This window comes from Brevundimonas sp. M20 (genome assembly GCF_006547065.1).
Classification (GTDB): Bacteria; Pseudomonadota; Alphaproteobacteria; order Caulobacterales; family Caulobacteraceae; genus Brevundimonas.
This window is the reverse complement of sequence record NZ_CP041243.1, coordinates 526,826-539,953: the sequence shown is the minus strand read 5'-3', so window position 1 is coordinate 539,953 and position 13,128 is coordinate 526,826. Positions and strand designations below refer to the sequence as shown.

Here is a 13,128-nt window from a genome sequence, read left to right as displayed (position 1 = left end):
TCCTGCGCGCATTTCCCTTGCTTATTGTGACGCTTCTACGGCTGCATCTGGTCGAAAAAGTCCTAGAACCCTTGGCTCTGCGCCATCCGTTCCTGATGGAACCCGGCGTCGCCCAGCAGTTCGTTCAGCACCCGGACCCGTTTCATGAACAGGCCGACGTCGAACTCGTCGGTCATGCCGACGCCGCCGTGCATCTGCACCGCCTCCTGCACCGCCAGTTCGGCGACGCGCCCGGCCTTGGCCTTGGCGACCGACACCGCCAGCGGGGCCTTCTCCTTGCCGGCGTCCAGCGCCTGCAGGGCGCCGATCACCGCCGCGCGGGCGATCTCGATCTCGCTGTACAAGTGCGCCGCCCGGTGTTGCAGCGCCTGGAACTCGCCGATCAGCTTGCCGAACTGTTTGCGGGTCCGCAGGTATTCCATCGTCGTCTGGAAGGCCTGATCGCCCGCGCCGTTCAGCGACGCCGCCGCGCAGGCCCGGCCCAGATTCAACGCACCCTCCAACAGGGCCTCGCCTTCATCCACCGAGCCGATCACGGCGTCCGCATCGACCTCGACGTCCGTCAGCGTCACCCGCGCCGCATTGTGGGCGTCGACCATCACCGTCCGCTCGATCTCGACACCCTTCGTCTTCGGATCGACGAGGAACAGGGTCAGGCCGTTCTCGGTCAGGGCCGCGACGATCAGGGCGTCGGCGACGTGGCCGTCCAGCACGAAGCCCTTGGCGCCGTTCAGTTTGAACCCGTTGCCCGCGCGCTCGGCGACGGTGGCGATCTTCGACGGCGCATGCTTGGCGCCCTCATCGACGGCCAGCGACAGGATCGCCTCGCCCGCCGCGATCTTCGGCAACCATTCGGCCTGCTGTTCCGCCGAGCCGCCGTCCACCAGCACCTTGGCCGACAGCACGCCCGAGCCCATGAAGGGCGACGGCGTCAGGGTCCGCCCCAGCGCCTCGGCCACGACACCAGCTTCCACGGCGCCCAGCGCCGATCCGCCATGTTCCTCGGGGATGATGACCCCGGCGAAACCCATCTCGCCGAACGCCTTCCACAGCTCGCGCGACACCCCGTCGGCGTCGCGGCTGTCGCGCAGCTTGCGCAGGTGGGTGATGGGCGCGTGCTCGCTCAGGAAGCCGTCGGCGGCCTCCTTCAGCATGGTCTGCTCTTCGGTCAGGATCAGGGGCATATCAACTCACCAGCATGGGGGTGAAAAGGGCGACCAACTGGATCACAAGCGTCGTCGTGATCGCGGTCAGGGCGTGTTTCTTCAGGGTCTTCGACAGGATCACAGCCAGGGCGATGCCGAGGATCGGCGCCAGCACGACCGTCCAGGCCAGCACCTGGATCGTCAGGGCCGTCTCCACGAAGTTCGGCCAGGCCCAGGCCAGCATCCCGATGTAGCTCAGCGACACGAACATCGCGCCGATCAGCCACAGCACGACGCCGACAAGAGCGATGGCGCGCCACCACGGCATGTCCTGCGCCACGTCAGGCTCCCGGCAGCTGCAGCAGGTGTTTGGCGATGATGTTCAGCTGCACCTCGCTGGTGCCGCCTTCGATGGAGTTGGCCTTGGTGCGCAGCCAGTCGCGGGCGACCGTGCCCTCGCGTGACCGCTCGCCTTCCCACTCCAGCGCGTCCGCGCCGCCGGCCGCCATCAGCAGTTCATGGCGGCGCTTGTTCAGCTCCGAGCCGTAGTATTTCAGCATCGAGGCGATGGCCGGATGGGCCTGACGCGCCTTCATCTGATCGCCCGCCCGCTCCATCGCCAGACGGAAGGCGGCCGCGTCGATCTCCAGCTCGGCCACCCTGGCGCGCAGCATCAGGTCGTCCAGACGACCTTCCTCATCGCTGCCGATCGAGTCCGTCGCCACCTGCCCCAGCGGCCGTCCGCCGCCCGCGTCGCCGATGGCGCCGATCATCGTCCGCTCATGGGCCAGCAGCGCCTTGGCCACGTCCCAGCCCCGGTTCAGCGTCCCGACCAGGTTCTCCTTCTCGACGCGCACGTCATCGAAGAAGGTCTCGCAGAACGGGCTCTTGCCGCTGATCAGGGTGATCGGCTTGGTCGTGACGCCCTTGGTCGCCATGTCGAACAGCACGAAGGAAATGCCCAGATGCTTGGGCGCCTCCGGGTCGGTCCGCACCAGACAGAAGATCCAGTCGGCCTTGTCGGCATAGGACGTCCAGATCTTCTGGCCGTTGACGATCCAGTGGTCCCCGCGATCCTCCGCCTTCGTCTGCACATTGGCGAGGTCCGACCCCGCGCCCGGCTCCGAATAGCCCTGGCACCATCGGATTTCGCCGCGCACGATCTCGGGCAGGAAGCGCTTCTTCTGTTCCTCGGTGCCGAACTGCAGCAGCGCCGGCCCCAGCATCCAGATGCCGAAGCTCGACAGCGCCATCTGGGCGTCGATGCGGCGCAGTTCGGACGCCAGCACCTTGGCCTCCTCGCGGCTCAGTCCGCCGCCGCCGTATTCCTTGGGCCACTCCGGCGCGGTCCAGCCGCGCGCGCCCATCCGCTCCATCCAGAGCTTGTGCGCCGAGGTCTTGAACTCGGCGTTTCGCCCGCCCCAGACCCGGTCTTCCTCATTGTCCAGCGGCCCGCGCACCTCCGGCGGACAGTTCTCCTGCAACCACGCGCGCACCTCGGCGCGGAATGCGTCCAGATCAGCCATTTTCCAACCCTTGATGTCCGTTTGCCGGAGCTCTTGGACGAAGGTTAGCAGCGATAAGTCTCGTTTGACTACGGTGTTTTCCTCCCTCTCGCAGACGGGGAGGCCGCGGCCACGGCAACGCTCGCCCCGGTGACCGCGTTAGGCGCCCATGAGCCTGATCACCCGCGCCGTCTTCGCCGCCGCCAGCCTGCTCCTGCTGCTGCTCGCCCTCGCCCTGGTGGGGGTCGGCCTGCGCGAGGCGGTGGGCGCCTTCACCAGCGACACCGACAGCGTCGCCGACGCCGTGCTCGACACCCTCGGCTATGTCATCGTCGCCATCGCCGTCTTCGACGTGGCCAAATACCTGTTCGAGGACGAGGTGCGACGCGGCTCCGAACGGCGCAGCGCGTCGGAAGCCCGGCGCAGCCTGACCAAATTCCTCTCCACCATCATCATCGCCCTGTTCCTCGAAGGGCTGGTTCTGGTGTTCAAGACGGCCCGCGAGGACGTCGCCCTGATGGGCTATCCCGCCGCCATGATCGCCGTCTCGGTGTTGGTGCTGGTTGGCCTGGGCGTCTTCCAGCGCCTGTCCGCCACGGTCGAGGAAAAGGTCGGCGATGACGACGAGGCCGAAGAGGCGGCGGAAGAGGGCAGGCCCAAACGCAAGCGCTGAGACCTTGCGCCTACCGCTGGATCAGTCACGGCGCCGGAACGCCGTCCCCCGCCCCTCAGCGCGAATGTCGCGGAGGCTATGGCCGAGACCAGCAAGAACATCGCCGGCGTCGTGAACAGCGCCGGGGTGAACCCGTACTGTCTGTCCGCCCCCTGAAGCACCAGCACGCCGGTCACCAGAACCGCCCAGACCCCCGACGCGCACGCGCAGGCGATGAACACATCGCGCCAGCGCCTCACCTTCACGCCGATCACCAGACCCACGGCGAACAAGACGATCAGAAGAACTCTTCCCTGCATGTTCACTCCCCCCGAACATTTCCAAAGCATCACCCCACGGGCGTCAGAAGCGGTTCGCCCGTCAGCCCCGACGCCGCCAGCGCCTGCCTCATCAGCGCGGGCAGTCCCGGCATCGCCAGAACGGCGTCTCCGCTCATCGAGCGGTCGGCAGGAAGGGCGAGAAGGTGATGACGGTGAAGCTGTCGCGGATGTTCGGGCGGGTTTGCACCGACTTGGTCACGAAGGTCCCGATGTCGAGATCCTTCGGCAGCGAGAATTTGGCCAGCAGGTCGTACTGACCCGAGGTCGAATAGACCTCCGAGACGTACTCGACATTGTCCACGATGTCGGCCGCCACGTCATTGGCGTGGCCCAGCTCGCATTTGATGAAGACGAAGATGGCGGTCATCATGGCGGCGGTTCCTCCGGCTTTCGGAGGCTGTCTAGCGGATGGCGACGTGACGGGTAAGACCGAGATCGACTTCGAAGCCGAATACAACAACCGCGCCCGCGTGCCCGACCACATGCAGGCCATGGGTCAGTGGAAGGCCGCCGCCGAGGCCGCCCGCGCCGCGCATCCGCCCGAGGTCATCGCCTACGGCCCCGGCCCGCGCGAGGTGATGGACCTGTTCTCCGCCGGTCCGGACGCGCCTATCGTCGTCTTCCTGCACGGCGGCTACTGGCAGGCGCTGGACAAGGACTGGTTCAGCGGCCTCGCCCCCGCCCTGCTCCATCACGGCGTCAGCCTGGCCGTCCCCTCCTATGATCTGGCGCCGACCGTGCGGCTCGGGACCATCCTCAAACAGGTGCGCGAGGCTGTGGACCTGATCCGCGCCCGCAACGGCGGCAAACGCCCGGTCGTCTTCGGCCACTCGGCGGGCGGGCATATGTCGGCCTGCATGCTGTCCGAGGCCCGCGCCTCCGCCGCCATCGCCATCAGCGGCGTCTTCGACCTTCGCCCCCTGATCGGAACCTCGATCAACACCGCGCTGGACCTCGACGCCAACGAGGCCGCCGCCCTGTCCCCCATCTTCTGGCCCATCCCCAACGGCTCGACGCCGGGCGGTACGGTGCTGGACTGCCTCGTCGGCGCCGACGAAAGCCCGGAGTTCCTGCGCCAGTCGAAAATGATGGCCGACCACTGGGCCAACAACGGCGTCCAGACCCGCTACGAAGCCCTCCCCGGCCTGAACCATTTCACCGTTCTGGGCCCGCTGCTCGATGCAGACAGCGCGATGGTGCGGCGGGTGGTGGAACTGGCGAAGGGCTGAGCTCTCCGTCCCCCGGAACTACCGCACCGGGCACGGCGCCAGATCGGTCCGACCGACGCGCCACTCGTCCATGCGAGCCTTGATCCTCGCCAGAATTTCGTCCGCTCGCGCCTTGTGGTCCGCGTCGAAGGAGACCTTCAGCATCAGGCCGTCATGGGCGAAGAAAGCTCTGCAGTAGGGATTGGGCACCGTGCTGGTCCGGGCGCACTGAACCAGAGCAGCCTCCTTGCTCGGCAACTCATCGACCATTTCGTTATGCCGAATTCTCCGCTCGATATGGACACCGTTCGGCGTCTCATGACGGGCGATGACCACACCGTCGCGCCGGCGAACCTCCACAGCGCGTTGGACCGCCGCCTCTGCCCCGGCGCCCCTGTGCGAGATCAGGACATGAACGATATCGAAGTTCCGGCCAAAAAACTTGTCGCGGGTCTGAGGCGTCAGACCAACGAACTCAGGTGTGGCCCCTTCCAGAAGGACGGTCGTTTTCGTCGTTCTGAGACAACGCGCAACGGGATCATTGCGGGCCAACGGCGCGATGTAGGCTTTAGGGAAGCCCCACACCCTGTCGCCCAGTTGGGTCCGATAGACGATCAATGCGTCGTCCTGCCGTTCGGGCAGGTCGCAACCGGCGCCCATCAGCAACAGCATCGCCCCGCACAACAGCCCGCGCTTCAATCCCATGCCCCCGCTTCTGCGCGCCCAATCTGAAGGGCCGGGCGTAAGGAACGGTGAATCGCAATCAGAACCTTCGGCCATCCCCGAAACAATAAGTTCCGCGGCCCGGTCCTTTCGCTTCCCGCATCCACCGGGATAAACAGATCACCGACACCGGTGACAGCCGGAGCGGAGATTGAAATGCGCCACGACCGCCTGACCGTTCTCAACGCCCTCGAGGCGCAGGGCGTCGCCCCCGTCTTCTATCATGCGGACCCGGAGGTCTGCCTGAACGTGATCCGCGCCTGTGCGCGCGGCGGGGCCAGGGCCATCGAGTTCACCAACCGGGGCGATTTCGCCGTCGACCTGTTCGGCGAACTGGCGCGCGAGCTTCAGAAGACCGACCCGGACATCATTCTCGGCATCGGCTCGGTCATCGACGCCCCGACCGCCGCGATGTTCCTGAACCGCGGCGCCCGCTTCATCGTCAGCCCCTGTCTGGTGGAAGACGTGGCCAAGGTCTGCAACCGCCGCATGACCGCCTACTTCCCCGGCTGCGGCTCGGTCACCGAGATCGGTCAGGCGCACGAGCTGGGCTGCGAGATCGTCAAGCTGTTCCCGGGCGCCAGCGTCGGCGGCCCGGACTTCGTCAAGGCGGTGCTCGGCCCCATGCCCTGGACCAAGATCATGCCGACCGGCGGCGTCGATCCGGATGACGCCAGCATCGCCAAATGGTTCGGCTCGGGCATCGTCGCCGCCGGCATGGGCTCCAAACTCATCACCGACGCCGCCGTGAAAGCCGGCGACTGGGCGAGCATCGAGGCCCAGGTCCGCAAGACCGTCGACGCCATCGCGGCCTTCCGCGCGTCGAAGTAGCCGCAACCCCTCCACCATGCTTCGCCTACGGCTCGCACGGTCCCCCTCCCCACCTTCGGTGGAGAGGTGAGAGTTCGCGTTCACCTCTCCACGCAGTGGGGAGGTGGCTCGACGGCGAAGCCGGAGAGACGGAGGGGTCGCCCCCCTTCAGCGCAGCGTCGCGCTGTCCAGATTCAGCTCCGCCGCCGGAATCACCACCAGATCGGGGTGCGCCGCGCGCAGGGCGTCGATGAACATCGCGGCCTGACCGACCACGACCACATAGGCCTGTTCCGAGCTGACGGCCTGCGCCGTCGCCCGCACGGTTTCGGGCGTGTTGGCGTTGATGCGGCCCGCATAGGTCTGCACCTCGCTCAGCGGCAGACCATAGGTGACGGCGTCCGCCAGCACCCCGCCCAGCCCGCCCGTCGTCTCCACGCTGCGCGAGAAGTTCCCGGTCACGAAGGCTTCGCGGTCAGTCACCGCCTGCGCCGTCACCGGCTCCGTGCGCAGCCGGTCGAACTCGGCCAGCACCAGACCCACCACCTCGGCGGCGCTCTCGTTCTTGGTCTGGGTCGTTGCGGTCAGCAGGCCGCCGTCCACCCGCGCCTGTAGCGAGGAGTTGGCGCCGTAGCTCAGGCCGCGCTTGGCCCGCACCTCCTGGAACAGGTGGCCGTTCTGACCGCCGCCGATGATGCTGTTGACCACCGCCAGCGGATAGTAGGCCTCGTCCGAACGACCCGGCGCGCGCACCGCCGCCGCCACCGCGGCCTGACCGGCGCCCGGCAGGTCCACCACCACCACGCGCGGCGGCAGGACCGCGCCCGACCGGTTCGTCACCGTCGGCGCGGCGCCCGCGGGCCGTTCCCATCCGCCCAGCGTCCGCTCGGCGAAGGCGAAGGCCTCCTCCGGCTCCATGCCTCCGGTGATGATCAGGGCGGCGTTGTCCGGCCGCCACCAGCGGTCATGGAAGGCCACCAGATCATCGCGCGTGATGGCGCCGATGCTGGTCGGCGTGCCCGAGTTCGGCGCGCCATAGGGGGCGTCGCCGAAGGCCAGACGGTTCAGCACCAGACCGGCCAGCGGCCCCGGCTGGCGCAGATTGACCCGCAGGCCGTTCACCGCCCGCGTCCGGTTGCGCGCCACCTCGGCCTCGGCGAAGTCGGGGCGCTGGACCACGTCGGCCAGCACCGCCCCCACCTGATCGGCCGAGGCCACAGGCGACGACATGAAGACCGTGGTCGCGTCCGCGCTCGCTCCGCCGCCGATATTGGCGCCCAGCGCCTCCAGCGTGCGGGCGATCTCAGGGGCCGAGCGGCCGCCGGCCCCGTCGCTCGCCAGCCCCGCCGTCATCGAGGCCAGACCGGCGCGATCCGCCGGGTCCGCCGCAGCCCCGCCCGCGATGACCAGCTGGGCGTTGATGATCGGCAGATCGGTCGACCTGGCCGCGATCACCCGCAGGCCGTTCGACAGGGTGCGCTCGGCGATCACGGGGGCCGCCATCGCCCGGGGCGCGCCCGGCTCCGGCGGCGCCATCCGCTGGCCTTCCGGCAGCAGTTCGTTGGGCGGCAGGATCGCGGGCGGCACGCTGACGAAGGTCGGCATCGGCGCGGGGTTCTTCCAGCTGTCCTCGCTGACGCCCGCCGGACGCTGGCTCTCGTCCTGATAGCGGACCGAGACCCGCGCCCGTTCGTTCAGATAGGTCCGCGCCACGCGCTGCACGTCCGCCGCCGTCACCGCCTGGATCGCCGCCAGCCGGTTATCCGGCGCGCGCGGATCATTCTCCGCCACCAGGGCCCGGCCCAGGATGAAGGCCCGGCCCGACGCGGTCTCGCGCTGACGCAGTTCCGAGGCCACGATCTCCATCTTGGCCTCGGCCAGTTCGGCGGCGGTCACCGGCTCATTGCGGATGCGGTCCAGCTCGACGTCCAGCGCCGCCTCGACGTCAGCGATAGACTTGCCCTGAGCCACCGTCGCATTGACGGTGACCGTCCCGGCCTCCTCCATCGACCCCGAGCTCAGCCCGGCGCCCGTGACCAGCTGGCTGCCGTAGACCAGCGACTGATACAGGCGCGAGCTTTCGCCCCGCGACATGATCCCGGCCAGCACGTCCAGCGCCGCCGCATCCGGATGGCTCGCCGCCACGCCCGGATAGATGGCCGCGATGGCCGGCAGGGGCACGTTCGGCGCATAGGCCTCGACCAGACGCGGCTCGGTGCGCGGCGGCGAGACCGGACGTTCGAACACCGGCACCGGACGATCCGGATTCCGGATGCCCGCGAAATACTGATCGACCCAGGCGTCCAGCTGCGCCTGATCGAAATTGCCCGACACGATCAGGGTCGCGGTCGACGGGCGGTAATAGGCCTCGTGGAAGGCGCGGGCGTCCTCGATGGTCGCCGAATTCAGCTGCTCGATCGAGCCGATCACGCTGCGGCGATAGATCGACTGGTCGAACTCATTGTCCCCGATCACGAAGGTGCCCAGACGACCGTAAGGCGGCGCATAGACCCGCTGGCGCAGCTCTTCCTTCACGATGTCGCGCTCGGCGTTGAACACCGCCTCGTCCACCACCGGCCGGGCCATCCGCTCGGCGTGGGTCCACAGCATCGTCTCCAGATACTGGGGCGGCACCGTCTCGTAGTAGTTGGTCATGTCCTGACCGGTGGAGGCGTTGCGCGTCCCGCCCGCGTTCTCGACGATGGTCGAGATCTGGCCGTAGGGAAGGTTCACCGTCTTGCGGCTCAGGATGTGTTCAAACAGGTGGGCGAAGCCGCTGCGGCCCTCCGGATCGTCCTTGCCGCCCACGTCGTACCAGACCTGCACCGTCACCGTGCCGGCGCTCGCGTCGGGCATGGAATAGACGTTCAGTCCGTTGGCCAGCGTCCGGTGCGTGTACTGCAAAGGCGGCACGCTGATGGTCGCGGCCTCCTGCGCCAGAACCGGGAAGGCCGGCGCGGTCAGCGCCAGCAGCGAAGCGCCCAGCAGGGCGGCGGTGCGGATCATCATGAGGTCCCCCAAGGACTGAACTGAACAGATCGGTCGCGACCCTAACAGCGGCCCGGCGATCATCGGATTGCAACTTCGTAATGAAAGTCGGCTGCCGGGCAGACCCCTCCCCCCGCAAAGCCCTAAGGCAGGGGAATGGCGCTGTACCGACTGCTCTTCCACGCCGACAGGGGCTCCGATCCGTCGGTCCGCGAGGTCGAATCCGCCGACGACGGCGCCGCGGTTCAGACCGCCCTCTCCGTCCTGCGTGACACGCCCGCCGTGACCGCCGTCGAAGTCTTCGCCGACACCCGGCTGATCACGCGCATGGAACGCCCTGACGAGGCTTTCCTGAACGCCCGTTCCGGCCTTCACGGACTGCGCTGAGCCCTTGTCCGCGCGCGCTTGCCTCCAAAGTCACGCTTAAGTCGACTTCCGACAGACGCAGGGCGTCGGATCATCCTATCCGCCGGACATGAACGGGATTCAGGCGGGCAACCGACTCATCGCAGCGCTCGGACCGGCGGACCGCGCGGCGCTGCTCGCGCACACTGTTCCGGTCGAGTTTCCGCCCGGCCAGATTTTCCACGAGCCGGGCGACCCGATCGACCACGTCTATTTCATCGATCAGGGGATCGTCTCCGCCGTGGCGGTTCTGCACGACGGTCGAACGGTCGAAACCGTCATGGTCGGTTTCGAGGGCGTGGCGGGCGGTCTGGCCGCCGCCGTTCCACAGCCGGCCTTCACCCGCAATGTCGCCCAGATGGCCGGCGCCGCCCGTCGCATTGACGCCGCCCGCCTGCGCGCCCTGGTCGCGGAACGTCCGGCCATTCGCGAAGTCCTGTCGGTCTATCTGGCCGCGCTTCAGGCCGAGCTGGAACAATCCGCCGCCTGCAACGCCCTGCACCGGGCCGAGCAGCGGCTGGCCAAATGGCTGCTGCGTTGCCACGACCGTGTCGACGGCGCCGCCTTCAACCTGACGCAGGAGTATATGGCTTCCATGCTCGGCTCCCAGCGCACCACGATGAACGAGGCCGCCCAGAACCTGCTGAAGCTCGGCGCCATCACCTATTCGCGCGGCCGCATCACCGTGACGGATCGGGCCGCGCTCGAACGGGCGGCCTGTGAGTGCTACCGCGCCGCCGACGTCTTCCACCTGACGCTCTGACCGTCGGAACCGGCGCCCCCTCTGGCGGTTATGTCGGGTTCAGCCGCCGCCTTCTTTCCTGACGAAAGGACGCTCCTGTGACCGAACCCGCCAATCTCCTGCTGGACAGTCTGCCGCCGCCGGACCGGGCGGCCCTGCTGACCTCCGCCACCCGCATCCGCTTCCAGCTCGGCGAGGATCTGATCACGCCAGGCCAGATGATCGAGGCCGTCCACTTCCCCCTGTCCGGCATCATCTCGACGGTGAACGAGATGGCCGACGGTCGCTCGGTCGAGGCCTTCATGGTCGGGCGTGAGGGCGTCGCCGGAATCGAAGCCACCACCATCCCCATGCGCTCCGGCTCGCGTCAGACCATCCAGTTGACGGGCGAGGCCATGCGCATCGACGCGGGCCGCGTTCGCGCCCTGGCCAACGAGCGCCCGGCCATCCGCCGGATGCTGGCCCTCTATCACGCCGGCATCCAGCGCGAGCTGGAACAGACCGCCGCCTGCCACGCCCTGCATCAGGCCGAGCGCCGTCTGGCGAAATGGCTGCTCCGCTGCCACGACCGCGCCGACAGCGACACCATCCAGCTGACGCAGGAATACATGGCCGCCATGCTGGGCTCCCAGCGGACGACGGTGAACGAGGCCGCCCAGACCCTCCAGGCCAACGGCGCCGTCCGCTATGCGCGCGGCAAAATTCAGGTCCTCAGCCGCTCGGCGCTCGAGGCCTCCGCCTGCGAATGCTACCGCAAGATCACCGTCCACCACGCCGAAACGGGCGAAGCGGCCTAGCCTTCAAGGATCGCCTCGACCTCCTCGCGGGTCGGCATGGACGGCTGGGCGCCCGGGCGGGTCGCCGCGATGGCCCCCGCCGCGCAGGCGAAGCTCAGCGCCGCCTCCGGCTCCAGGCCTTCCAGCAGGGCCACGCAGATCGCCCCGACGAAGCAGTCGCCCGCCCCCGTCGCATCCACCGCCCGCACCTTGGGCGGCGTGGCGTGGGCCAGTTCGACTCCGCGCTGGAACAGGGTCGCCCCCGCCGCGCCCTGCGTCACCACCACCCGTCCGCCGCCGTGATGCAGCAGATCACCATAGAAGGCCGCCTCGGTCTCATTGACCACGATCAGATCGGCCCGTCGCAGCAGCTGGTCCGACACCGGCTGCGCCGGCGCCAGGTTCACGCAAACGAAGTCCGTCGCCCGGCCCACCGCCGCCTCGACCGTCTCGATCGGCAGCTCCAGTTGCAGGATCAGCGGCCCCTCGATCCGGGCCGGAAGCTGTTCGGGGAAGGCGCTGTGGTTGGCCCCCGCCGCGACCACGATCTGGTTCTCGCCGTCCGGGTCCACCGCGATCAGGGCCACGCCGGTCGGCTGCTCCGCATCCGCCAGCACCCCGCCGATGTCCACGTCGTCCGCCAGCAACAGGGCCAGCGCCTCCTCGGCCATGGAGTCCCGCCCGACGCGCCCGATCAGGCAGACGTCCGCCCCCAGCCGCTGCGCCGCCAGCGCCTGATTGGCGCCCTTGCCGCCCGGATGCCGGGCCAGCACGCCCCCCGTCACCGTCTCGCCCGCGCGCGGCAGCTTCGGCGCCGTCGCCACGAAATCCAGATTGATCGACCCGACGACCGTGATCCTCATGCGACCTTCTCCCCGATCAGCGCGAACACCCCGTCCGCGTCGGCCCTCACCGCCCAGCGATGCTTCAGCGGCTCGCCCGCCACCGCTTCGCGGAACTCCACCGCCGTATGGCCGCGCGTCAGATCGCTCTGCGTCTCCACCCGCACCAGACAGTCCTTCAGCTCGAACAGCTCCGGCTTCAGCAGCCAGGCCACCGGGCAGGGATCATGCAGGGGCGAGGCGTCCCAGCCGACGATCGTCCGCTCCACCCGCTGCGAGAAGCGCAGCATGCTCGCCGCCGTCTCCGCCATCGGAGTACCAATGGCCTCCACCGCCGCGATCTGCGCCTCGGTCGCCCGCACCTGATGGGTCGCGTCCAGCCCGAACAGCACCACCTCCGCCCCGGTCGCCAGCACCTCGGCAGCCGCCTCCGGGTCGGCCCAGATGTTGAACTCGGCCGAGGCGGTGATGTTGCCGCCCTCGCTGCGCGCGCCGCCCATGACCGCCACCGGCCCCAGCCGTTCGGCCAGCGCCGGTTCCTTGCGGATCGCCAGCGCCAGATTGGTCATCGGCCCCAGCACGGCCATCGCCACCGACTTCGCCGGGCGGCTCATCACCAGTTCGACGATGGCGTCCGCCGCATGACCGTCCGCGCACGGAAGATCGGGCTCAAACGGCGCCAGATCACCTGTCCCTTCCGGCCCGTGAAAGTCGGTCGCCGTGCCCAGGGTCCGCGCCAGCGGCTGCTCCGCGCCCATGAACACCGGCACGTCCGGACGGCCCGCGATCTGCCTCAGCATCCGCGCATTCCGCGCGGTCTTCACCACCGGCACATTGCCGCCCACCGTGGTCACGGCCAGCAGCTCGAACGCATCAGCTCCGAAGGCCAGCATCAGCGCCACGGCGTCATCCACGCCGGGGTCGCAGTCGATAATCAGCGAAAGTTTGGTCACCGCACGGATGTGCAGCGGGTCGCGTGCGGGGGCAAGCC

General features: G+C 68.6%; 14 protein-coding genes. 6 read left to right on the top strand and 8 right to left on the bottom strand.

Going from position 1 to position 13,128, the window contains the following annotated elements; genetic code table 11:
* Positions 1–62: 62 nt before the first annotated feature.
* The 3 genes from FKQ52_RS02650 to FKQ52_RS02640 are packed head-to-tail and all read right to left on the bottom strand — an operon-like array spanning position 63 to position 2,671.
* The gene (locus tag FKQ52_RS02650; protein ID WP_141625752.1) at positions 63–1,184 is read right to left on the bottom strand and encodes an acyl-CoA dehydrogenase family protein; all 1,122 of its coding nucleotides are present in this window, start codon (positions 1,182–1,184) and stop codon (positions 63–65) included.
* Position 1,185: 1 nt separating this feature from the next.
* Complete coding sequence (locus FKQ52_RS02645) at positions 1,186–1,485, bottom strand: hypothetical protein (protein ID WP_141625751.1); 300 nt, start codon at positions 1,483–1,485, stop codon at positions 1,186–1,188.
* A gap of 1 nt (position 1,486) precedes the next feature.
* Positions 1,487–2,671, bottom strand: coding sequence for an acyl-CoA dehydrogenase family protein (locus tag FKQ52_RS02640; RefSeq protein ID WP_141625750.1), 1,185 nt, complete (start codon positions 2,669–2,671; stop codon positions 1,487–1,489).
* Positions 2,672–2,819: 148 nt separating this feature from the next.
* On the opposite strand from FKQ52_RS02640, the gene FKQ52_RS02635 reads away from it, so the two are divergent.
* Positions 2,820–3,323, top strand: a complete 504-nt coding sequence (locus FKQ52_RS02635; protein ID WP_141625749.1) for a GNAT family acetyltransferase — start codon at positions 2,820–2,822, stop codon at positions 3,321–3,323.
* Positions 3,324–3,755: 432 nt separating this feature from the next.
* Here the strand turns inward: FKQ52_RS02635 and FKQ52_RS02630 are convergent, their stop codons facing one another.
* Positions 3,756–4,013, bottom strand: coding sequence for an Lrp/AsnC ligand binding domain-containing protein (locus FKQ52_RS02630; RefSeq protein WP_141625748.1), 258 nt, complete (start codon positions 4,011–4,013; stop codon positions 3,756–3,758).
* Between the two features lie 46 nt (positions 4,014–4,059).
* Between FKQ52_RS02630 and FKQ52_RS02625 the strand changes: the two genes are divergently transcribed.
* A complete protein-coding gene (locus tag FKQ52_RS02625; RefSeq protein WP_240811719.1) occupies positions 4,060–4,872 on the top strand; it encodes an alpha/beta hydrolase in 813 nt (270 codons plus the stop codon).
* Between the two features lie 18 nt (positions 4,873–4,890).
* Here FKQ52_RS02625 and FKQ52_RS02620 read toward each other — a convergent pair whose 3' ends face one another.
* Positions 4,891–5,550, bottom strand: a complete 660-nt coding sequence (locus FKQ52_RS02620; RefSeq protein WP_141625746.1) for a hypothetical protein — start codon at positions 5,548–5,550, stop codon at positions 4,891–4,893.
* A 180-nt stretch (positions 5,551–5,730) separates the two neighbouring features.
* Between FKQ52_RS02620 and FKQ52_RS02615 the strand changes: the two genes are divergently transcribed.
* The gene (locus FKQ52_RS02615; RefSeq protein ID WP_141625745.1) at positions 5,731–6,405 is read left to right on the top strand and encodes a bifunctional 4-hydroxy-2-oxoglutarate aldolase/2-dehydro-3-deoxy-phosphogluconate aldolase; all 675 of its coding nucleotides are present in this window, start codon (positions 5,731–5,733) and stop codon (positions 6,403–6,405) included.
* 147 nt (positions 6,406–6,552) lie between these two features.
* On the opposite strand, the gene FKQ52_RS02610 is transcribed toward FKQ52_RS02615, so the two are convergent.
* Entirely contained in the window at positions 6,553–9,393 is a 2,841-nt protein-coding gene (locus tag FKQ52_RS02610; protein ID WP_168196772.1) for a pitrilysin family protein, read from the bottom strand.
* A gap of 135 nt (positions 9,394–9,528) precedes the next feature.
* Here FKQ52_RS02610 and FKQ52_RS02605 point away from each other — a divergent pair, with 135 nt between their 5' ends.
* The 3 genes from FKQ52_RS02605 to FKQ52_RS02595 all read left to right on the top strand — a co-directional run bounded on the left by FKQ52_RS02605 (position 9,529) and on the right by FKQ52_RS02595 (position 11,316).
* Positions 9,529–9,759 carry a hypothetical protein gene (locus FKQ52_RS02605; RefSeq protein ID WP_141625743.1) on the top strand — a complete coding sequence of 77 codons (231 nt, stop codon included), beginning with the start codon at positions 9,529–9,531 and terminating at the stop codon, positions 9,757–9,759.
* An 88-nt stretch (positions 9,760–9,847) separates the two neighbouring features.
* Entirely contained in the window at positions 9,848–10,540 is a 693-nt protein-coding gene (locus tag FKQ52_RS02600; protein WP_141625742.1) for a Crp/Fnr family transcriptional regulator, read from the top strand.
* Positions 10,541–10,617: 77 nt separating this feature from the next.
* A complete protein-coding gene (locus tag FKQ52_RS02595; protein WP_141625741.1) occupies positions 10,618–11,316 on the top strand; it encodes a Crp/Fnr family transcriptional regulator in 699 nt (232 codons plus the stop codon).
* Here the strand turns inward: FKQ52_RS02595 and FKQ52_RS02590 are convergent.
* Positions 11,313–12,158, bottom strand: coding sequence for a ribokinase (locus FKQ52_RS02590; RefSeq protein ID WP_141625740.1), 846 nt, complete (start codon positions 12,156–12,158; stop codon positions 11,313–11,315). The two genes, FKQ52_RS02595 and FKQ52_RS02590, sit on opposite strands and share 4 nt — an antisense overlap.
* Positions 12,155–13,090 (bottom strand): nucleoside hydrolase, encoded by a 936-nt coding sequence (locus tag FKQ52_RS02585; protein ID WP_141625739.1) that lies wholly within the window; start codon positions 13,088–13,090, stop codon positions 12,155–12,157. The genes FKQ52_RS02590 and FKQ52_RS02585 overlap by 4 nt, the downstream gene beginning before the upstream one ends.
* Between the last annotated feature and the right edge of the window lie 38 nt (positions 13,091–13,128).